This window comes from Paenibacillus sp. URB8-2 (assembly GCF_013393385.1).
GTDB lineage: Bacteria > Bacillota > Bacilli > Paenibacillales > Paenibacillaceae > Paenibacillus_AQ.
In genome coordinates, this window is sequence record NZ_AP023239.1 from 3,533,502 (window position 1) to 3,553,895 (window position 20,394).

Sequence of the window (20,394 nt, forward strand, 5' to 3'; positions counted from 1 at the left end):
CTACCCGAGCGCACTTTCGCCCTCAGAACAAAGGAGCTCTCCATGAATCCGAACGACACCTTCAGAAAAGAACCGCTTGGAAGGCTGATCTCCTATATTCACCGCTCCCAGCAGAAGTACCTGTCCCGCTCGCTAGGGGAATACGGCATCGGCGGAGGCGGACAGTACAGCTTCCTCAAAGCGATTCTCCAATCGCCGGGGACGACTCAGGAGCAGCTGACCTGCAATCTCAAATTCGATAAAGCTACTACAGCCCGCTCGGTGAAGCAGCTTGAGGAAGCCGGGTATATTGAACGCCGCACCGATCCGGACGACAGGCGCAGCTATCTGCTGTATCCTACGCCCAAGGCGCTGGAATTCCATCCGGTGCTTCAGCGCTTCCTGGATGATTCGAACGCCAAGATGACGCGGGATTTGACCGATGAAGAGGAGCGGCAGCTCATCCTGCTGCTTCAGAAAATAAGGCTCGATTTTTGAGCCTATATCCTGGAAGGAGAATAAAGCCATGTCCGGCGGCGTCTGCCCCTTCGGGCTTGCGCGCAAACTTGAAGTCTACCTCGACGTGTCGATGAAGCGCTTTGAGACCGTTTTTCCCGCCTGCGGAAGCACGAACTCCGCCATCGAACTGACACTCGGGGAGCTGGAGGAGTACTCCGGCGGCCTCGCTTGGGTGGATGTATGCAAAGACTGGGACACCTTATCGGAATCCGACAGCGGACAAGCCTCCTGACCGGGAAAGGCGGGCAGGGAACCGACATTTCACAAACATTAAGACAAAGGACGGAATCCTTAGGATTCCGTCCTTTGTCCGTTATTTATGCGCCGCCGCTTTCGTCTCGGGCGTAATGGAGCCGTATACAACCTTTCCGGTGTTGACGTCCTTCATCCAGTTCATGGGGAAAGCTTGAAAAGCGCTGAATACCGCGTCGAGCCCGAAAAGCGGGCCCCGCGGCCGGTTAAGCCACGAAGCCCGCTTTATATTCCTGGACCGTCACGCTGCTGCGCAGCGGACGGGCAAACTTCCGACGGGGAGCAGGAGATGGAGGTGAAGAAACGTTGATATTTGGCGCACTGCTCCAGCAGTTTGCCGATCTCTCCCTTTCGCGCCAGCGCTGTCAGACCGGCGCGGGCCAGCCGCTCGCTCGGTCCGGGACCGATCGCGGCGCAGAGAACGATGGAGCAATCCTGCAGCAGCGCCACCGTCTCATCCAGAATCGTCTCCTTGTCCGCTTCCCCGCATTCGGCCTTGCCGTTGCAGTAAGCCTGAATCCGCCGAACGCCGAGCAGCTTCTGCTCTTGCCCGGACACCTCGTAGACAAGAAACTCGCGTGCATGGCCGAAATGCACATTCACCTGGCCCCCGCCGCGCGTCGCCACGGCGATGCGCAGACTGCCGCGCTCTCCTTGCTCTCCCGCATTGGATTCGCGCCGCTTGCGCTCCGCGGCCGTCCGGTCCAGCCGGATAAGCAGCTCCTCGCGTGCTGCCGGGTCGTATTCCCGGGCCGGCGTGTTATCAGTCTTGACGCCAAGATCATCGCCAATCAGCCCGACCGCATCGGCGCGGCATTGGCGGCAATGCCGCATGACCGGTATAACCGCCTCGCTGCGCGCCTGCACCTGAAGCATCAGCGAAGAAGCGGGCTCCTTGCGTCCTTCTTTCTCATATACGCTGCCCGGCGAGAGAATCAGCGGCATAATATTATGGGAGGAAGCCCCTGCCGCCTTGACCGCCTCGGTCACCTTGATCAGATGGCTGTCATTAACGCCGGGAATCAGCACAGAATTGACTTTGACCTTTACGCCGCGCTCTGCGATCCGCCGGATGCCCTCCAGTTGGTTGTGCAGTAACAGTTCTGCAGCGTCCCTGCCCCTGTAGGCCTTGCCTCGGAAGAACACGGCGCGGTATACCTCCGCACCGATCTGCGGATCGACGGCATTGACCGTGACGGTCACATGGGCGATGCGATGCCTGACGATATCCTCCGAATAATCGGGCAGCTTCAGCCCATTGGTACTAAGGCACAGTTGCAGATCGGGCAGGCCTTCGGACAGCAGGCCGAAGGTTTCGAACGTCTCCCGCGGATTGGCCAGCGGATCACCGGGTCCCGCGATGCCGACCACGGTCAGCTGCGGCAGCGAAGCCAGCGTACTGCGCACCTTGGCGTAAGCCTCCTGCGGCGTAAGTACCTTGCTGACGACGCCGGGGCGGCTCTCGCTGACGCAGTCGTATTTGATATTGCAATAATTGCAGTTGATATTGCATTTAGGCGCTACCGCCACATGCATGCGGGCAAAATAATGATGCGCCATCTCGTCGTAACAAGGATGGCGTGATTCGTTCGCCAACGCAAACACCACCTTTTCGTTAATTTGTCCAGCGTCTCCCTTCACCGCGAAGACGATACCCCGATCCGGTACGTTAGAGCTTGGCGGCGATTGTCCGCCGCAGCCAGACAAGAAATGCATAATGTATCGCCCGCGGAAGCGACCGGATCGTTCCGATCATTTCCCACGGAAGCGGGCATCTCATTCGATTGACTCTGCCTATGAAGTCTTGTCCGTCGTCAGTCCGGCTTAAGCGGACATGAAACAACCCTCCTTTCCATTTCAGAAATCCGGTCTCCCGGATGACGATTCGCATTATTCTCAAAAAAAGACTTGAAACGAGCGGCAGTGCCGTTCACCTCAAGCCTCCGGTAAACCGGTTGGCTCTGGAATTTGAGTTGTCTGCATGTGCCATAGCGGATGACCATAATCGTGAATCAATTCACATTCCATTCCGGATCGGCACGCTGTTTTCATGTAAAATCTCCGAAGCATATCTCGATAGAACAACATCATCTGGAATCCGATAACCCGTTAAAGCAACAAAAGCCGGACAACTGCCGCTGCAGTCATCCGGCTTCCTTACATTCGGTCGGCCGTATTCGTTATCCTATAAACCCCATATGTTTAGGGTATTATAGAACGAGCCCCAGTTTCTGTCAACGGCGAAAGTAACAAATGCATAGAAAAGCAGTGGCGGGCGGCAATCAGTGACTGATGAATGTTCTTGATTCCGTCAAATTCAGATTCTTATCCAGCCAGTAAATCTATTGACAAAAAATCGAAGACAAATCTAAACTGTATAAAACTTATGAGAAAAATAGGATTTATTGAACGAACAGGGGGTTATACTTTCATGGCAACCAGGAATATCCCGGTTTTGCTGCTCGTCTGCTTACGTTTATCCGGCATCGCCCTGCTCTGTATTCTGTGGGAGGTTTTGCCGAGAAGCGGGCTCGTGAATCCGACTTTCTTCCCGCCGTTGTCCGCGGTGCTGCAGGAGATCGCGGCTCTTCTGCGGGACCAGCATCTCCTTGGCCATACGATAGCCACACTGTGGCGTGTGGTTGCAGGCATTGGGCTGGCAGCACTGGTAGCCGTGCCGGCAGGTGCGATTCTCGGGTATTGGCTGCCCGGCCTGGCTGCAGGACTGAACCCGCTGTTCCGCATTCTGGCCCAGGTCAATCCCTTTTCGCTCATGACGGTATTTCTGCTGTTCTTCGGGATCGGGGAAAAGGCGAAACTGATCATCGTCGCCTGGGTGGCGTTCTGGCCTCTGCTTCACCATGTCATTGTCGGTGTGCAGAATTTAGATGCGGACCTGCTGAAAGCGGCGCGCAGTATGGGAACCACTCCCTCGCAGCTATTCCTGCGGATCATATTGCCGGGGGCGGCTCCCTCTATTTTGCTGGGGGTCCGTACGTCGATAATATTGCTGTTGGCTATTCTGGTGGCCGGAGAAATGCTGGGAGGCTTGGCCGGTCTCGGCTGGCTGCTTCATTGGTCCAGCAATTATTACTCATCTCCTTATGCCACAACGCCAATCTTTGCCGTTGGGCTTTGTATTTCTCTGATTGGCGTCGCTCTGAGCGCCGTATTGCGCAAGCTGGAACGTGATCTGTTTTTCTGGAAGCCTGTTGAATCCGCGTGGAGTGCAGCGCCCGCCCCCCGGACGCTGCGAAGCAGGCCAAACCGTATTTTTGCAGTTACCGTACTGTCCGCTATGTTGCTGCTTCTCGTAGCTGGTGGGGCATCAACAAGCCGGCTGAGCAAAACTAACGGCAGCTTCTCGGGAGAGGGCGATGTGCCTCAGCCCTCCGCCAGCGGGCACAGCGAGCACAGCGGCCATATGTCTCATGATCATTCGTTGCCTGCCGCCGGGCAATCCGGTCATTCAGGCCATACTGCGCCAACCGCTTCACCGGTACAGTCCGGACATCCGTGATAGACCTGGCGGCAATAAATTGTTTCGGGAGGAACATAAGTGAATGTGTTAACCAAGCTTAGCAAGCGTTATGCTGCCGTAATCGCCTTTCTCATCCTGTGGGAAGTCAGTGTAAGGTTCGAATGGGTAGACCCCCAATTCATTCCTCCTCTCACTCAGGTGCTTCAGCACATCGGCGAACAGGCGGCAACTGGAGCGCTGGCGCACCATCTGCTGATTAGTCTGGGGCGCGCCGCCGGAGGACTGGCCATCGCCCTGATTGCAGGTGTGCCGTTCGGAATAGCTCTGGCCGGCTGGCCCTACATGATCCGTATAGCCCTCGGGCCGGTGCTGGAGTGGCTCTCTCACATCAATCCGTTTGTTGTGTTTCACATCATCATCGTATTTATCGGAGCCGGCGAGCCCACGAAAGTCTCGATTATCGCCTGGGCTTGTATTTGGCCGATTATGTTCAGCACATTGTCCGGGATGATCCATGCCGACGCAGACATTGTCAAAGCGGCGCGTTCATTTGGGCTTAGACGCCTTCGGCTGACGACGAAGGTCCTGCTTCCTTTAGCCTTCCCCTCCATTTTGACCGGAACACGTCTAGCTGCGGGCTATGCGCTGCTGTTTCTGGTCGCGGCTGAAATGATGGGATCCACCTCCGGCCTGGGCTTCATGATTTATAAGGCGCAAGCCAATTATCAGATTGTGGAGATGTTCTCCGGAGTTTTGATTATTGCGGTCCTGGCCATCGTGCTGGACGGGATCATGTCAGCGGCAGGCAAACGGCTAGTCCATCCCGCTATAAAATAACAAATCATATAAAATGTTACAAATTTTCGAACTGGACGTTTTGTGTAATTTCATGCGTTGACAATCATGAAACTCTTAGAATAAGCTTTAATCCATAAATCTCATATGATTTATCGGATTAAAGAAAGTTGACCAGTTAGCTGGAGACTAACGTTCTTCCCCTCGGGAAGTTCGCTTAGTCTCTTTTTTTATACTCTACCGAGGCAGGTGATGAGGGCTGAATAGCTGCATCTTTTAATGTTAAATTTTTACTCAAATTAAAATTTTTAGGAGTGAGAGAAAATGGCAGATGGTAAAAAGAAATGGATTATTATTTCCGTAGTCGCCGCTTTGGTGGTTGGAGGAATCGGCGTGGGCAGCTACTTGGGGCAGACGAAGAAAGGAATCGGCATCCAAGGCGCCGCAGGGTTATCGACCTTAAAGAACGCAGGGTTTGACCCGGCCAAATCCGGCAAAAAAGTGTACACCATCAAAACCGACACCAAGGTCAATTGCTCCTCCACACCATGGGTGATTGCCGAGAAAAAAGGCTTTTTCGCGGAGGAAGGAATCAATGTGGAATATACCGGCGAGCTGACTACCGCACAAGTGCTTCCCTCCATCTTGAACGGAACGAACAATGTCTCTAGCACTCATGTTAACAATATTGCCACCTATATCGCCGGCGGGGCCAAAATCAAGGGCGTTACGATCGGCGGGGTCGAACCGACACCGGATGTGGATGAAAAATATCATCACATGAAATTCTATGTCAGCCCCAAGGCGGGTGTTTCTTCCCTGGAAGAGCTGATCAAGAAGAAGAAGGGTGAGAAAATCACGATCAATGGCACCGTACCGAGCTGCACAACCTTCATCGCCACCAACGCATTCGACCATCTGGGCTTCAGTCGTGATCAAATCAAGTTTGTCGCTTTCGAAAGCGACACGGCGGCCTTGCAGGCCAACCAGCAGGGCAATATTGACATCGTCGGCGTCCATCCACCCTTTTACAAGCTGGCAAAGGACTCCGGTCTGATCGAAGTTTTCGACACGGCGGATACCGGACTCGGCGAAGCTGCAGGCACAACCTTCTACTACTTCACGGAACAATTTATCAAGGATAATCCCGAAGCAATCCAAGGCTTTGTCAAAGCGATTAAGAAAGCGCAGGACTGGATCGTCAACCCGGAGCATGAGGAAGAAGCGATCAAGCTGACCGGCGACTATATCGGCCAACCGGTAAACGCCGTGCACTACTACTACACCGGCAAAGGATTCCAAGACAAGCTGATCCAGCCTTGGATTGATGACCTTGTCGTATCCGGAGCATTGAAGAAGGATCAGCTGAAGGTCGACGACCTGATCACCACCCAGTTTGACCCGAACTAAAATACCATCATGCAAAAAGAAATCGGCGTTTTTTCAACTGCTTAATTACAACCAATAGATAGGAGAACCCGATTATGACTAAAAAACTGAGACAAATCGCATTTTACGGCAAAGGAGGAATCGGCAAATCCACCACTTCGCAAAACACCCTGGCTCAGTTGGCCGTCAATTTCGGCCAAAGAATTATGATCGTGGGCTGCGATCCGAAAGCCGACTCCACTCGCCTGATTTTGAACACCAAAGCGCAGCAGACCGTGCTTGATCTTGCCGCCAAACTTGGAAGTGTAGAAGATCTGGAGCTGGAGGACGTAGTGTCCTCCGGCTTCGGAGGTATTCTCTGCGTGGAATCCGGAGGTCCGGAGCCGGGGGTGGGCTGCGCAGGCCGGGGAATCATTACGTCTATCAATTTTTTGGAGGAGCAGGGCGCCTATGATGATGTGGATATCGTCTCCTACGACGTGCTGGGCGACGTTGTCTGCGGCGGGTTCGCCATGCCAATCCGCGAGAACAAAGCGCAGGAAATCTATATCGTCTGCTCCGGGGAGATGATGGCCATGTACGCAGCCAACAATATCGCCCGCGGCATTCTGAAATATGCACAAAGCGGCAGCGTTCGGCTGGGCGGACTGATTTGCAACAGCCGCAATACAGACCGCGAGCAAGAGCTGATCAGCGAGCTGGCGCGTCGCCTGAATACCCAGATGATCCACTTTGTGCCGCGCAACAACGTGGTACAGCATGCCGAGCTGAGAAAAATGACTGTTACCCAGTACAATCCGAACCATTCGCAGGCCGAAGAATACAAGCAGCTAGCCGAGAAAATATTGCACAACGAGAAGCTGACCGTTCCCACTCCGATCGATATGGACGATCTGGAACGGCTGCTGATTGATTTCGGTGTGGTGGAGGATGAGGAGACGGCTCTGCAGACGCAAGCCTCTAAGTAAGGAGGATGGAAACGCAATGAAATGGATCATTTCGGTTCATCGGAAATTGTTAAGCTTTTATCTTTTTTTCCTGGTGCTGATCGTTTGGGAGCTTGCGCCGAGGCTGGGATTCGTTAGCAACGTATTTGTCCCACCCTTCTCGCGGATCGTGGAGACCGGAATCGAACTGGGACTGACGAACATTTTTCTCTACATTACCATCAGCCTGAAAAGAGTGTTTGTCGGCTTTGTCCTGGCTACCGTTTTGGCCCTGCCGCTTGGCTTTATTCTGGCCGGAGCCATGCCGAAGCTGGCCGCATTTCTCCACCCTCTGACCAAATTTCTCTCCAGCATCCCGCCGTTTATTCTATTTCCGGTCTTCGTTATCATTATCGGAATCGGTGAGGGAGGCATCTATACGGTCATCTTCTGGTCGTCGTTCTGGCCGATATTGTTCACGACCATAGCCGGTATTCAGAATATCGATCCGCTACTGATCCGGTCGGCCAAATCCATGAATGCGGGCAAGCTGGTGATCTTCACAAAGGTGATCCTGCCCGGCGCCTCGCCGACATTAATCACCGGACTCCGTACCGGACTGACCATGAGCTTCTTCATGCTGATCGGTTCGGAGAGCATGGGCGCCGATTCCGGTATGGGCTGGATGATCCACAATGCCCAAAGCATGGGGTTTGTCGAGCGCATTTACCTTGGAGCCATTATGGTTGCAGGCGTCGGTCTGGCACTCAATTATGTGCTTGAATACCTGGAGAGTGCAGTGCTGCATTGGCGGCAGGCTCCCGATTCAAGCAATAAAGTCGCGGCCTAGCCGGATCTTATCTTAAGCAAAGGAGGACGAGACGGGTTCTTATGAATTCCACGACAGTCAAGCTTAAAAAAATCGGCATCGGCAGCATTCCGATCCTGTTGTTCTTCATCTTCTGGGAGGGCGGCGCCCGAATCATTCCGGAGGGCGTCATCTCGCCCCCCAGCGACGCGATTCTAGCCATCTTCCGCTCGACATTCTCCGGCGTGCTGCTGGAGCAGACACTAATCAGCCTGTACCGAGTGCTGCTCGGGTTCTTGCTCTCGCTGATTATCGGTATTCCGCTCGGATTTTTGCTCGGCACCTTTTTTAGTTCGGCGGAAAAAGCGTTGCTGCCTTTCTTTCGCACCTGCGAGAAGCTGAACCCTTTCGCGATCATTCCGATTTTTATGATCTTCTTCGGAATCGGAAATTCGGAAAAAGTGGTCGTCATCTTCTGGTCTGCGCTCTGGCCCGTACTGTTTAATACGATGGCCGGAGCCAAGGATATCGATTACAACCTGCTGCGGGCGGCACGGTCCATGGGAGCAACGCGCAGAGAGCTGTTTACCAAGGTCGTCCTGCCGTACACCGCACCCAATATTTTTATCGGTATTGAATTTGCCGCCCAGCTATCGTTCTTCATGATTATCGCATCTGAAGTAATCGGTGCCAGCACGGGACTTGGATGGTATTACATCAATTCTACCGCCCGCTATGATCTGCCGCTCATGTACGGCATCGTCCTGTTCATCACCGTGCTGGGCATTATCATCAACCTGTTGTTCGCCAGACTGAAAAAGCGCTTTCTGGTATGGAAAGAAGCGTCACAGCTTCACTAAGCTTTGTACCATTTGCCTGTCCGTTCGAAACGGCCGCAATCGGTCACCGGGCAATTTGACGGATGAAGAAGAGGACCAGCTGATCTCCCGGCTGCAAAAGCTCAATCTGGAAGATTAAATACGAAAACGGCGCTCTTCGCATGAGGAGCGCCGTTTTGTCGGTATGTTGGAACAGAATCCTTTGTCACCAATCAAATAAACCGTTAAAATGATTAAATATCGCAAAATCTTTATTTTTATGAGGAAAGGAACCCTTTGCCATGTCTATCGAAAATGTAAAAGCACACTTCCGCGCCTTTAACAGAGAGCATCATGTGATGGAATTCGACTCTTCCAGCGCCACCGTGGAGAAAGCCGCGGAGACCATTGGGGTAATCCCCGCCCGTATTGCCAAGACGCTGTCTTTTCGCGGCGAAGGAGATGCCGCCATTCTGGTCGTCTCCGCCGGCGACACCAAGGTCGACAACAAAAAATTCCGGAATGAGTTTGGATTCAAGCCGAAAATGCTGAGCCCGGAGGAAGTGCTGGAGCAAACCGGACATGCCGTCGGCGGCGTTTGCCCGTTCGGACTGACCAATGAGCTGGATGTTTATCTCGATGTCTCCATGAAGCGCTTCGATACGCTATTCCCCGCCTGCGGCAGCTCGAATTCCGCCATTGAATTGACCTGCGCCGAACTGGAGCTATACTCGGGCGGCAAGGCATGGATCGACGTCTGCAAGGACTGGGAATAATGACCTGGCCATTAATGTCCGGAGGTCACTTTTTCTTCTTCTCCGGCACCGGCCATCCGGCTGCTCCCCATGAACAGCGAGGAGAGCAGGGCCAGCACCGCCGGAATGATTGCCCAGGCGAAGGTTTGCGTGATGGAGGCAGACAGCCCCTCCGTAATTTTGCTCAAAATCTCCGGCGGAATCATCGCCCTCGTCTCCGGGGACAACAGAGTATGGGGGTCCGACAGATCGAACGCCCCCGCCCCGCCCTGGGCGGCTCCCGAAGCAGCAGACAGATTACCCAGCCGGTTCGCTAAGTAATGGCTCTGGATTATGCCGAAGGTGGTTATGCCTACAGTCATGCCCAAAGACCGCAGGAAATTGAGCGTTGCGCTTGCCGAGCCGCGCTGCCGGGCGGGCAAGCCGTCTATTGCGGCGTTGCTCAGAACCGAGAAAGACGCGCCGACACCAAGACCGATAAGGATCATATACAGAGTGACGATCAGCCGCGTTGAGTCCGGCTGAAGCGTGGAAGCAAGCCAGGTTCCGACAGCCAGCAGCGCAAGAGTAGGAATCATCAGGCTGCGGTAGCTGAATTTAGTCATCAGGAAACCTCCGGCGGTCGCTGTGATGACGGAACCTACCATCATCGGCAGAAGCACCAGACCGGAATTGGTAGCCGAGCCTCCGAGCACACCTTGAATAAAGATCGGGATGTAGACCGAGGCGACAATAAACGCCGCTCCGCTGAACAAGGCAATCAGGATGCTGAAGGCATACAGCTGCCGGCGGAACAACCCATAGGAGATAATCGGCTCCTCCGCTTTCGTCTCCGCGTACAGAAACACCGCTGCGAGCACCGCCGCCGCGCCGAACAGGCCGAGAATAAGCGGGGAATTCCATGCGTATTCTTTGCCTCCCAGTTCCAGTGCAAACATCAGGCAGACCACCGCGCCGAGCAGCGTACCCGCGCCAAGCCAGTCAATCGGCTGCTTGGAATGCTCATGCGATTCCTTATAGAAGAATGCTACCAGCACAAAAGCAAGGATTCCGAGTGGCAAGTTGATATAAAATATCCACTGCCAGGCAATATGGTCCGTAATGTAGGCGCCGAGCAGCGGACCGAAGATGCTGGACATCCCGAATACCGCGCCAAAAGCGCCGCCCAGCTTCCCGCGCGTCTCAAGCGGCACCGCATCGAACATAATCGTGAAGGCAATCGGCACCAGCGCTCCGCCGCCCACCCCTTGCACCGCCCGGTAAATGGCCAGCTCAGTAATGCTGTCCGCCGTTCCGCACAGCGCGGACCCTCCCATAAACACCAGCAGACCGAAGACGAAAAATTTCTTGCGGCCGTACATATCCGACAGTTTGCCAAAGATCGGCATGCCCGCCATCTCGGCGACGAGATAGGCCGATGTGACCCAGACGAATTTATCCATTCCGCCCAATTCCCCGACGATATTCCCCATGGCTGTCGCCACAATTGTACTGTCCATGGATGCCATCAGAATCCCCAGCAGAAGTCCGGCGATGACCAGACCCAGACGGTTATTTTTACTATCGCTCATACTCTCCACTCCATATCTCTATATAAGTTATCCGGTTTACAATTTACGATTTACAATTTACGATTTACAATTTAATCTGGCTCCGCACCATTGCGCTCTTGTGAATCTCCAGCGACTCCCTGTATTCCACCGTTTCGATTTCGCACCCGGGACCGATAATGACGCGTCCGCCCCTTACGGTCTCTGCCGATACATGCTCAAGTTCCACGATATCCCCTTCGATCGCTCTGCTTTCGAAGCGGGCGTTCCGGTTCGGATGGACCATTTTCATCAGCTTGTATGCCTTGCTCGGTTTGATCCGGATCGTGCCCCCTCCGACATCTCCCGCCCGGCTGTATCCGAACAGGCCGATGTCCAGCTGATCTCCGCTCAGCAGTCCGCCGATCTCCACCACACCGCTAAGCCTGAACTCTCCAGCCTCGCAATCTTCCTTCACTTCGAGATGTCCCTCGAACGCCAAACGTTCCGCCTTCATCCGGGAATCAATCCTCAGCTCTCCCCGGCCCCGCACTGACAAGGCATCGATCCGGCCCCGGACTCCGCATTCGCCGGTCAGCTTGATTTCCTGCGCATGAAGGCTGCCTTCAATATCCGCATTCCCGGTCAGTCCGAATTTTACACAGTCCACATCTCCGGTAAACCGGCATTCGCCCGTTATCCCTACATTTTGAAACGAGCCGCCCACCGATGAAGAGTTACCCAATATTTTAAGATTGCCCTTTACGGGATCAGTCACTGGTCTTCACTTCCTTTCCGACACGCGCGCCGGGATGGACCGACAATTCGGAACCGTATTCCACACGTCCGATCCTGCAGCCTTCCCCGATAACTATGACATTTCCTCTGACAATATCCGCATTTGTAAATTCCAGATCCAGGTGGTCACCCTCGATGGTCTTCGCGGTAAGCTCCGATTTGAGCTTCGGGATGATTCCGCCGATTAGCCGGTTCCACATGCTTTTGTTTCCCTGACGAACCTTCAAGGTCTCCACTCCGATTTCACGGACTTGCCCCGCTCCGTTCAAGCGTATGTCAGCATGCCCGGCGCTCAGCAGACCTTCAACTGTAAATCCTCCCTCACCTTTCAGCTCCTCCAGCTCGCAGTCTCCCTTCACGGTCACCAATCCGTTAAGCGCACAGCTCTCGCCCTTGAGGCTGCCGTCAATATGGAGCATGCCGTCCAATTTCATTCGGCCTGTCTTCAAAGAACCTTCAAGGTTCATGATTCCGTTGACTTCCATCTCCCCGGTTTCAAGCCCCCCTTTCACCCGTATCTGGCCGTTCGCTTTGAATAACCTCGCAGTGAGCGAATCTCCCACCTTTCCCACTCCGTCGATCAGGACTCGGTCATAGCTTCCTCCCGCGGCGCTCCCGACGCCGCTCAGGATAAGATCCGGGAGCTGGCCTTCATCCTTGGATTTTTCCGCCATTTATGACAACCTCCCTTTCAATTGCTCGATTAAATCTCCTAGCGCCACTTTCGCAATTAGCCTTACACCTTCATCGAAATATAGTTCCGCAGGGGACGGCGCGAGCATAAACAGGGCAACGCCCATTTTTCGGACAAAATACAGCTCGTACGGTCTGCCTTTCAGGTCCTCCGCATGCCTATCCAGAGTACGCAGCAGCAGTCTGCCTTCGTCCAGATTCATGTCCCCATTGGCAAGCAAAGTGTCCGCAACATACAGATGAAGCAGAGTGTCAAAGGTGTACATGCCATCATCCCCCTGAACATCCGGGCCGTACGAAGACAAGGTTAGATCCGTAACAATGTTTCGTTCTGCAATTGCTTTTTCCGTCAAGCGGATATCGCTGAATCCTCCTGAATCGGATAACCGGCTCGCCAGTTCATCCAGCGAAAGATCATCTTTCATGTTTAAAATGTTATGAACGCGGGCGAGAACCAGCATCTTCGGAAAAAAGGTTTCCTGCCCGGTAAATGTAGATTTGCGGATAAACCATTCTTCCGGGATAAGCTGCTTCCGTTTCCAGCGGTACAGCTGGCCGTAAGAAATTCCTGTTAGGTCCAGCAGCTCCTTTTTGGATATCAACTCGTCCTCCATATTTTTCACCTCACAAATGCATTGTAACATAACACTGTTACGTTGTAAAACGAAACGCAAATGGATAGCTGGTCTATGGTCAATTTATTCATCAAGGTTTCTTCGACATAAATGCCTAACTTTTGGTGTTTTGTTGATATAATGTACTTAAATCTGCACTGCGCATGACCCCAATCGGTATATTAAGGATGGATTTACATGCTGAAGCCCAAACGGATCAAACAGATCCAAGATTACATAATGGAACACAACACCGTGTCGCTCGATGAACTTGTCAATGTATTCAATGTTTCTAAAAATACGATTAGACGGGATATCCAGGAACTGGTCGAGGGAGGAGAAATCAAGAAGGTCTATGGCGGTGTAACCGCAGTGAATATTACGACTCTTCTCTCTTTCAACGACAGAAAGACGCGCAACCGCAGCGAAAAACAGAGAATTGCGAAAGCCGCGGCCCGGTATGTGAATGACGGGGATATTATATACATCGATTCCGGAACGACAACCCTTGAAATGATTGAATATATCAAACACATCAACTTGACTCTCATAACGAGCAATCTCGATTTCATCCTTGGCGCCCTTCCCTACAGCAATTTGAACGTTATTTCGACCGGCGGCGTTCTGGAACGCAAGACAAAATCGTTTGCCAGCATCAAAAACACGGATCTGTTGAAAGCGTATAATATCAATAAAGCCTTTATGGCTTCCACCGGCGTTTCGCTTTCGAGCGGCGTGACCAACTCTTCTCCGCTCGAAAGCGAAATCAAGCAAATTGTGGTTGAACGATCACGGGAAGTTTTTTTGCTCGTAGACCGCTGCAAATTCGGCAAGCACGCGCTGATGACGTACTGCAATCTGGAAGATATCGATTATTTGGTCACCGACAGTATTCCAGGCAGCGATTATCTTCAGTATGCCAAGCAGAATGATATCAATCTTGTCGTAGCCGACGAATAACGGGCACCTGGTGGCATCATTTCAAGTCCGGTAAAGCAAGAGCGCGCTCCCTCCGATCCGGAGAGAACGCGCTCTGCTTGTCTATATTCAATGTTCAGCCGGCAATCAGGCTTCCGTTCCTTCGGCAGTTTCTTCCGCAGCCGCCGGTTCTGCGGCTCCTTCTTCCTCGGCCGCAGGCTCCTCCGCCACGGCCGGCGGAGCGATCTTGACGACCAGCGTTTCAGGGTCCGTCAATACTTCCCATCCCTCATGCTTTGGAAGGTCGGAAACGAGCAGATGATCGCCGATCTCCAGGGCGCTGACGTCAACTTCGATTACGGACTCCAATTTATCGGGTAGTGTGCGGATATCAAGCTCATGCAGCTCGACCGTCTGTACTCCGCCACCCTTCACACCCGCCGGTGTGCCGGTAAAATGCAAGGCTACTTTGGTATCCAGTTTGGCCTTCATATCGATCACATGAAAGTCGATGTGCAGCAGTTTTTTGGTCAAAGGCTGGCGCTGCACTTCATTGATTATCACATTTTTGGTGCCGGAAGCCGGCAGTTCCGCTTTTAAAACCGCCCGCGGATTTTTGCCCAGAATACTGTCGATCGTTTTTGCATCCGCGCTAAAGGAAAGGGATTCAGAACCCGCACCGTAGATGACAACAGGCACCAGGCCCTGTCTCCGCTGTGCGGCAGGCTTCCCGGCTCTTTCCATCAAACGTACTGTTTCACTCATTGCCAATTCCTCCTAAGAATGGATTGAAAAAACATAAGACCGATTAGATATGTATTCTAATCAGTCTCTTATTAAACATATCGCTGTGCTGTGGAACCAGTATAGCACTCACGAAAACGAGAGTCAAAAATGTCTCCTTATCCACAATCCTCTAAATTTCGCGCTTTCCATTCCCGCTCGACAGGTTATGAGCGAATTCGCTTTTTCCCCTGAGAGAGAGTAAAATAACGGTAATAATAAAACGGGAGTGATGAATATGCTGCAGATTTCATCGGATGAAGGACGGTTTTATATTGGCGGTGACGGAGAAGACCTCGCTGAAATTACATACCAGTTGGACCCTTCCAACACGATGATCGTCGATCATACGTACGTATCGGAACAATTGCGGGGTCAGGGAGCCGGCGAACAGCTGGTCAAGGCGGTCGTGGACAAAGCGCGAGATGAGGGATTGACCATCACTCCCCAGTGCTCCTACGCCGCCCATCAATTCAAGAAGCATCCCGAATACGGGGACGTGCTGAAAGAGAACGGGAAAGGTCAGTCTTAAGCAACCTGCCCGTTGTTCGCAGCGGAAATGTCCACCCGGGCTGCGATTCCAATTTTAGGAGGATGACGGGTTTGACAACACATGAAACTTTACGTGAAATAGAGGAATTACAGCGCCGCTGCGAGGAATTTGAAGGCATCTCGCTGAAGCTCAATTGGGAGTCCCTCCGCAGGGAACCCGGGGGCGGCGCCGCCGAATGGCTCGTAACCTACGAGGATGAGCTGCTGGCGGGATTTATCGGGCTGTACAGCTTTGGAAGCGAAATCGAAGTATGCGGCATGGTGCGTCCGGGCTACCGCCGGCGCGGCATCTTCACCTCGCTCTGGAAGCGGGCGCAGAGCTACATCGCCCGCGGAGGGGCGCAGAGCGTGCTGCTGAACGCACCGGCGGCCTCCAAGTCCGCCGCGGGGTTTCTGAAGACCCTGCCGCTCGACTTCGATCATGCCGAATACCAGATGAAATGGGATGAAAAGCAAGCGGAGGAGCGCTCAGCCTTTGAGAACAAGATACTGCCGGATGACCATGTCATCCTCCGGCCCGCCCGCGCAGATGAAATGGCGCTGCTTGTCGCTCTGGACAGCAGAGGATTCGATATGACGCCGGAAGAGGCAGCGGACATGTACGACGAGCTGGCGTTGGAAGGAAACACCGAGCATATTATCGTCGAACTGGACGGACAGCCGGCGGGAAAGCTGCGCCTCTGGACAGAGCATCATGAAACGTGGATTTACGCTTTTACCGTTGATGAGAAGCTGAGGGGCAGAGGCATCGGACGGAGCGCCCTCCTCCAGACCATTCAGCGGGAAAAGCGCAGCGGCAACGGAGTCAATCTTGAAGTCTCGCTGGATAATCCGAATGCGCTGAAGCTTTATGAGAGCTGCGGATTTGTAATCACGAACAAGCAGGACTACTTCCGCTATATCGGCTAGATTGGGCCGAACCTCATTGAATGCGATATGCCGGCTTAACATTAACACAATTCAAGGCCCTACGGACCGATGACGGTACGTAGGGCCTTTTCTAAGCCGAAGTCAGGCGGGGTTGACGCTGCAGGCGGTCACATCAGCAGATGTTTGGACAAGGCATCCTCGCCGCTCCTGCTCCGGCTGTCCCCCTCTGCCGCACAGTCTGCGCTGCTGTTGCTCGACTCGCCGTTTAAGCAGGACAGCAGCCTCAAGTAATCGAGCGAGGCTTCCAGCGTAAAGGAATCTCCTTCGTAGCTGCGCTTCTCCCCTTCCATGAGAAAATGGATCTCCACTCTCACGGGGGGCATGCCGTAAGCCTTGCGGCAGAATACGTTGGCCATATGTAAAAATCCGAGGACAACTTCCTCATTTCCGCAAACCATAAATTTCTGCACCTTCAGACCGCTTCCGTTTCTGCGGGAGTGCCAGACCAATTGAAAGATCATGGAGAGCTCCATTTGCAGTTCGGGCACGGGAACATGCCACTGTTCATACAGCATGAACGGAATTTCTTCCTCATGGTTCCCGCCGACAAGCCGGATCAGCTCATCGCATATCGTATTTTTAACTTTCAAATAATGCATATGAGAAAGAAAGCACCGGGACTGAGGCGGCCATCTTCGCTCCAGGATAAACTGAATAGGCGTCTGCCTGCGCACCTCGGGTGCCAAGCTGTAATAATCATTGAGCGTATGGCCGACCGCATATTGTACCTGCTGACGCCACAGAGGCAAGCCTTTTCCGCCGTCGCCGCAGATCTCCGCCATGTCCAGCAGCGCACGCTCCACGGTGTAATCGTATAGCTTTGGCAGACAGGATGCCGGATTAACTGCCGTACAATACGTCGTATTCATATTTAAGGCACCGCCACGCAGAGCTCGGCAAAACGCTGTCCGAATTTGCGGCATTCCTCTTTCTCCGCTGCCGTCGGCCCATACTCGATCTTCAGGCTTGTTTGCACGATGGCGGCCCCTCTTTCCTTCAGTTTTTCTTCTATCAAATCAACCGCGCCACAGTAGATTTCGAACCCGGTGTCGCCGCTTCCGAATACGGCGGTTTTGCGGCCCGACAAATCCATTTCTTCCAGCTCTTCGTAGAAATCGAGGAATTCATCCGGCAGTTCTCCGTCTCCCCAGGTGTAGGCTCCAAACACCGCGCCCTCATAGGAAGCTATTTCGAAGGCGTTGCAGTCGGTTACCGATTTCAAAACCGCTTCGCCTCCCGATTGGCGGATTCCCTCCGCGATCAGTTCCGCAATTTCCTCGGTATTGCCGGTCAGGCTAGCGTATACCACCAATATTTTATCCATGCTCCGCATCCTCCCTAAATCACTGAAAGCCATAAATTGAATGCATTCCATCTCTGTAAGACGGCCGCGATATTACTCATTTTATTGATAATGATTATCATTGTCAATATTGTTTTTCATATCACCATTCCTCCTGCCTTTCGGGAAAAAGCTGTGGCTTCATCCTGCACCCGTAATATGAAAAAAAGCGACCTGCCTGCGGCCTGACTCAAACGGACTAACCGTTTGTTAAGAACCGGCAAAATGATGTACAATATAGGCTAAATGAATTTTTGAAGGATGGATTAGCATGTACATGGCTCGGGACTGGAAAGATTATGAGATTATCGATACAGGAGGCGGAGAAAAGCTGGAACGCTGGGGAGATATTATTCTTCGGCGTCCGGATCCGCAGATTATATGGCCGCTTGTAAACGAAACCGCGCAATGGCGGGATGTTCACGGACATTACCATCGCAGCTCATCGGGCGGAGGCCAGTGGGAAATGAAGAAGAGCATACCGGATAGCTGGAGCATCCGCTACGGGAAGCTTAGATTCCATCTTCGTCCAACGAACTTCAAGCATACGGGGTTATTCCCGGAGCAGGCGGCCAACTGGAGCTGGATGATGGACAAGATTGCGGGCGCGGGACGCAAAATACAGGTGCTCAACCTGTTCGCTTACACCGGCGGAGCCACAGTTGCGGCAGCCAGCGCGGGCGCTTCCGTCGTACACGTCGATGCGGCCAAGGGCATGGTCCAGTGGGCAAAAGAAAACCTGCAGCTGTCCGGCCTCGGAGAACGTCCGGTCCGTTTCATCACCGACGACGTCTTCAAATTCGTGCAGCGCGAGCAGCGCCGAGGCAATAAATACGATGCGATCATTATGGACCCTCCCTCCTACGGAAGAGGACCCGGCGGCGAAATGTGGAAGCTTGAGCAGAGCTTGTACCCTTTCCTCGAAAGTTGTATGGACATTCTGAGCGACAACCCGCTCTTCCTGCTCATCAATTCCTATACGACCGGTATTTCCCCAACCGTTCTGGAGAATATGCTGGCCATGACAATGAAGTCCCGTTACGGGGGCAAGCTCAGCGCTGGGGAAATCGGCCTGCCGATTACTTCCTCCGGCCTGAATCTGCCTTGCGGCATTCTTGGCCGCTGGGAGTCCTGAGGGCGATGGCGCAGAACATGAACGGTGGACAGGAGGCCGGACAGCCGCCGGCTTCCTTTCACATTTTGTATGAGGACAATCATCTTCTCGGGATCGTAAAGCCGGTCAATATTCCCGTACAAGAGGATGCAACGGGAGATGCCGACCTGCTGACCCTGCTGAAAGAAGACGTCAAGCGGCGCTATGACAAGCCCGGCAATGTCTTTATGGGGCTTGTGCACCGGCTGGACCGGCCTGTTGGCGGGGCCATGATCTTCGCCAAGACCTCCAAGGCCGCTTCTCGGTTGTCGGAGAGCGTCCGCAGCCGGAGCTTCCGCAAAGGGTATTTGACCGTCGTGCACGGGCGGATTCCCGCATCAAGCGGACGGCTGAGAAATATCCTGCTCAAAAACGCCAAGACGAATACGGTCACCGTTGTCCGGGAAGGCACGCCGGGAGGCAAGGAAGCCGTGCTGGACTATACGGTGCTGGGATTTGCCGAAGGCCTCAGCCTTGTGAAGATCGACCTGCTCACCGGACGATCGCATCAGATCCGCGTACAGCTAGCCCATGCCGGGTGCCCGCTGTACGGTGACCAGAAATATGGAGCGGCCGTCAACAAGCCCGGCCAGCAAATTGCGCTGTGGTCCTCGCTTGTCGGCTTTCCGCATCCCGTTACCAAACAGGATGTCGAGCTGATCTCCCTGCCCCCGCGGCAGTATCCTTGGGACCTGTGGGCCGCGGAGCTTCAAGAGCGGGCGCTCCGTTAGAACGATAATCGGATAATATGACACAAAGCAGCGAGCCGATCTTGAGATGAGGCTCGCTGCTTTTTTTAATAAATCTCATTGATTTCGCTTGGCTGCCTGAGCGTTGGCCGGACTCATTCATAACGGTGCCATAATGCCTCCGCTGATAAAAGCGGTATTCATGAGGCATTGGCCGGTTATCTGCTCAACTCCAGAGGAGCGGCTTCATTGCCCGGCGCCACGAGTTTCCCCATCAAATACAGCAGAAGCTGCTGGTTGTGGGCCGAAATATGGTCCAGAACTTCCGCAAAAAAATCGCTGCGGACCTTAAGGCCGCGCGCCGTTTCCCTTCTCCCGAGATCGGTAATGCTGACCCAGACAATCCTACGGTCGGCGGCATCCCTGTCCCTGATAATCAGCCCGCCCCGCTCCATCCGGTCGAGCAGCATCGTAACCGCCGCAGGACTGGTCGCCAGATGCGGAGCGAGGTCGGAAGGCTTGGCGGCTCCCCGTTCCTGAACAAGCTCAAGCACGGTTAGTTGGGCGTCGGTAAGCGTGGGGGCCAGCTTTGTATCCATATGAACCTTATAATCTTTCAGAATTTTGTGCCAGATTTTACTGAATTCAAAGGAGTTCACAGTTGTTCCTTC

General features: G+C 53.5%; 22 protein-coding genes and 1 pseudogene. 14 read left to right on the forward strand and 9 right to left on the reverse strand.

Features of this window, described 5'->3' with window-relative positions; all coding sequences use genetic code 11:
• Positions 1-42 precede the first annotated feature (42 nt).
• Positions 43-477, forward strand: a complete 435-nt coding sequence (locus PUR_RS16245) for a MarR family winged helix-turn-helix transcriptional regulator (RefSeq protein ID WP_179036144.1) — start codon at positions 43-45, stop codon at positions 475-477.
• Positions 478-511: 34 nt separating this feature from the next.
• Positions 512-730, forward strand: a pseudogene (locus PUR_RS16250) (YbaK/EbsC family protein); the annotation flags it as partial.
• Positions 731-975: 245 nt separating this feature from the next.
• Here the strand turns inward: PUR_RS16250 and nifB are convergent.
• Positions 976-2,466 (reverse strand): nitrogenase cofactor biosynthesis protein NifB, encoded by a 1,491-nt coding sequence (nifB, locus tag PUR_RS16255; protein ID WP_179036145.1) that lies wholly within the window; start codon positions 2,464-2,466, stop codon positions 976-978.
• 715 nt (positions 2,467-3,181) lie between these two features.
• Between nifB and PUR_RS16265 the strand changes: the two genes are divergently transcribed.
• The 7 genes from PUR_RS16265 (at position 3,182) to PUR_RS16295 (ending at position 9,743) form a co-directional block, all read left to right on the forward strand.
• Positions 3,182-4,270, forward strand: coding sequence for an ABC transporter permease (locus PUR_RS16265; RefSeq protein ID WP_179036147.1), 1,089 nt, complete (start codon positions 3,182-3,184; stop codon positions 4,268-4,270).
• A gap of 39 nt (positions 4,271-4,309) precedes the next feature.
• Entirely contained in the window at positions 4,310-5,068 is a 759-nt protein-coding gene (locus PUR_RS16270) for an ABC transporter permease (protein ID WP_179036148.1), read from the forward strand.
• A gap of 282 nt (positions 5,069-5,350) precedes the next feature.
• Positions 5,351-6,436 carry an ABC transporter substrate-binding protein gene (locus tag PUR_RS16275; RefSeq protein WP_179036149.1) on the forward strand — a complete coding sequence of 362 codons (1,086 nt, stop codon included), beginning with the start codon at positions 5,351-5,353 and terminating at the stop codon, positions 6,434-6,436.
• A gap of 74 nt (positions 6,437-6,510) precedes the next feature.
• A complete protein-coding gene (gene nifH / locus PUR_RS16280; protein WP_232101536.1) occupies positions 6,511-7,383 on the forward strand; it encodes a nitrogenase iron protein in 873 nt (290 codons plus the stop codon).
• Positions 7,384-7,399: 16 nt separating this feature from the next.
• The gene (locus tag PUR_RS16285) at positions 7,400-8,191 is read left to right on the forward strand and encodes an ABC transporter permease (RefSeq protein ID WP_179036150.1); all 792 of its coding nucleotides are present in this window, start codon (positions 7,400-7,402) and stop codon (positions 8,189-8,191) included.
• A gap of 41 nt (positions 8,192-8,232) precedes the next feature.
• Positions 8,233-9,009 (forward strand): ABC transporter permease, encoded by a 777-nt coding sequence (locus PUR_RS16290; protein WP_179036151.1) that lies wholly within the window; start codon positions 8,233-8,235, stop codon positions 9,007-9,009.
• 260 nt (positions 9,010-9,269) lie between these two features.
• On the forward strand, positions 9,270-9,743 hold the full coding sequence (locus PUR_RS16295) for a YbaK/EbsC family protein (protein WP_179036152.1): 474 nt from the start codon (positions 9,270-9,272) through the stop codon (positions 9,741-9,743).
• An 11-nt stretch (positions 9,744-9,754) separates the two neighbouring features.
• On the opposite strand, the gene PUR_RS16300 is transcribed toward PUR_RS16295, so the two are convergent.
• The 4 genes from PUR_RS16300 to PUR_RS16315 all read right to left on the reverse strand — a co-directional run bounded on the left by PUR_RS16300 (position 9,755) and on the right by PUR_RS16315 (position 13,356).
• On the reverse strand, positions 9,755-11,293 hold the full coding sequence (locus PUR_RS16300) for an MDR family MFS transporter (protein ID WP_179036153.1): 1,539 nt from the start codon (positions 11,291-11,293) through the stop codon (positions 9,755-9,757).
• Between the two features lie 64 nt (positions 11,294-11,357).
• Positions 11,358-12,029 carry a hypothetical protein gene (locus tag PUR_RS16305; protein ID WP_179036154.1) on the reverse strand — a complete coding sequence of 224 codons (672 nt, stop codon included), beginning with the start codon at positions 12,027-12,029 and terminating at the stop codon, positions 11,358-11,360.
• Positions 12,022-12,723 (reverse strand): hypothetical protein, encoded by a 702-nt coding sequence (locus PUR_RS16310; protein WP_179036155.1) that lies wholly within the window; start codon positions 12,721-12,723, stop codon positions 12,022-12,024. Before PUR_RS16310 ends, PUR_RS16305 begins: the two co-directional genes overlap by 8 nt.
• On the reverse strand, positions 12,724-13,356 hold the full coding sequence (locus PUR_RS16315; protein ID WP_179036156.1) for a YhbD family protein: 633 nt from the start codon (positions 13,354-13,356) through the stop codon (positions 12,724-12,726).
• 198 nt (positions 13,357-13,554) lie between these two features.
• On the opposite strand from PUR_RS16315, the gene PUR_RS16320 reads away from it, so the two are divergent.
• The gene (locus tag PUR_RS16320; protein WP_179036157.1) at positions 13,555-14,316 is read left to right on the forward strand and encodes a DeoR/GlpR family DNA-binding transcription regulator; all 762 of its coding nucleotides are present in this window, start codon (positions 13,555-13,557) and stop codon (positions 14,314-14,316) included.
• 105 nt (positions 14,317-14,421) lie between these two features.
• Here the strand turns inward: PUR_RS16320 and PUR_RS16325 are convergent, their stop codons facing one another.
• Positions 14,422-15,039, reverse strand: coding sequence for a 50S ribosomal protein L25 (locus PUR_RS16325; RefSeq protein WP_179036158.1), 618 nt, complete (start codon positions 15,037-15,039; stop codon positions 14,422-14,424).
• Between the two features lie 256 nt (positions 15,040-15,295).
• Between PUR_RS16325 and PUR_RS16330 the strand changes: the two genes are divergently transcribed.
• Together PUR_RS16330 and PUR_RS16335 are read left to right on the forward strand one after the other, a co-directional pair.
• The gene (locus tag PUR_RS16330) at positions 15,296-15,589 is read left to right on the forward strand and encodes a GNAT family N-acetyltransferase (RefSeq protein ID WP_197970094.1); all 294 of its coding nucleotides are present in this window, start codon (positions 15,296-15,298) and stop codon (positions 15,587-15,589) included.
• Positions 15,590-15,660: 71 nt separating this feature from the next.
• On the forward strand, positions 15,661-16,518 hold the full coding sequence (locus PUR_RS16335; RefSeq protein ID WP_179036159.1) for a GNAT family N-acetyltransferase: 858 nt from the start codon (positions 15,661-15,663) through the stop codon (positions 16,516-16,518).
• Positions 16,519-16,646: 128 nt separating this feature from the next.
• Here the strand turns inward: PUR_RS16335 and PUR_RS16340 are convergent, their stop codons facing one another.
• Both PUR_RS16340 and PUR_RS16345 read right to left on the reverse strand, forming a co-directional pair.
• Entirely contained in the window at positions 16,647-17,408 is a 762-nt protein-coding gene (locus PUR_RS16340) for a hypothetical protein (RefSeq protein WP_179036160.1), read from the reverse strand.
• 2 nt (positions 17,409-17,410) lie between these two features.
• Positions 17,411-17,863, reverse strand: a complete 453-nt coding sequence (locus tag PUR_RS16345; RefSeq protein WP_179036161.1) for a flavodoxin — start codon at positions 17,861-17,863, stop codon at positions 17,411-17,413.
• Positions 17,864-18,152: 289 nt separating this feature from the next.
• Between PUR_RS16345 and PUR_RS16350 the strand changes: the two genes are divergently transcribed.
• Together PUR_RS16350 and PUR_RS16355 are read left to right on the forward strand one after the other, a co-directional pair.
• Positions 18,153-19,016, forward strand: a complete 864-nt coding sequence (locus PUR_RS16350) for a class I SAM-dependent methyltransferase (protein WP_179036162.1) — start codon at positions 18,153-18,155, stop codon at positions 19,014-19,016.
• Positions 19,017-19,021: 5 nt separating this feature from the next.
• Complete coding sequence (locus tag PUR_RS16355; protein ID WP_232101537.1) at positions 19,022-19,765, forward strand: RluA family pseudouridine synthase; 744 nt, start codon at positions 19,022-19,024, stop codon at positions 19,763-19,765.
• A 176-nt stretch (positions 19,766-19,941) separates the two neighbouring features.
• Here PUR_RS16355 and PUR_RS16360 read toward each other — a convergent pair whose 3' ends face one another.
• Positions 19,942-20,382 (reverse strand): MarR family winged helix-turn-helix transcriptional regulator, encoded by a 441-nt coding sequence (locus tag PUR_RS16360; protein WP_179037954.1) that lies wholly within the window; start codon positions 20,380-20,382, stop codon positions 19,942-19,944.
• Positions 20,383-20,394 lie beyond the last annotated feature (12 nt).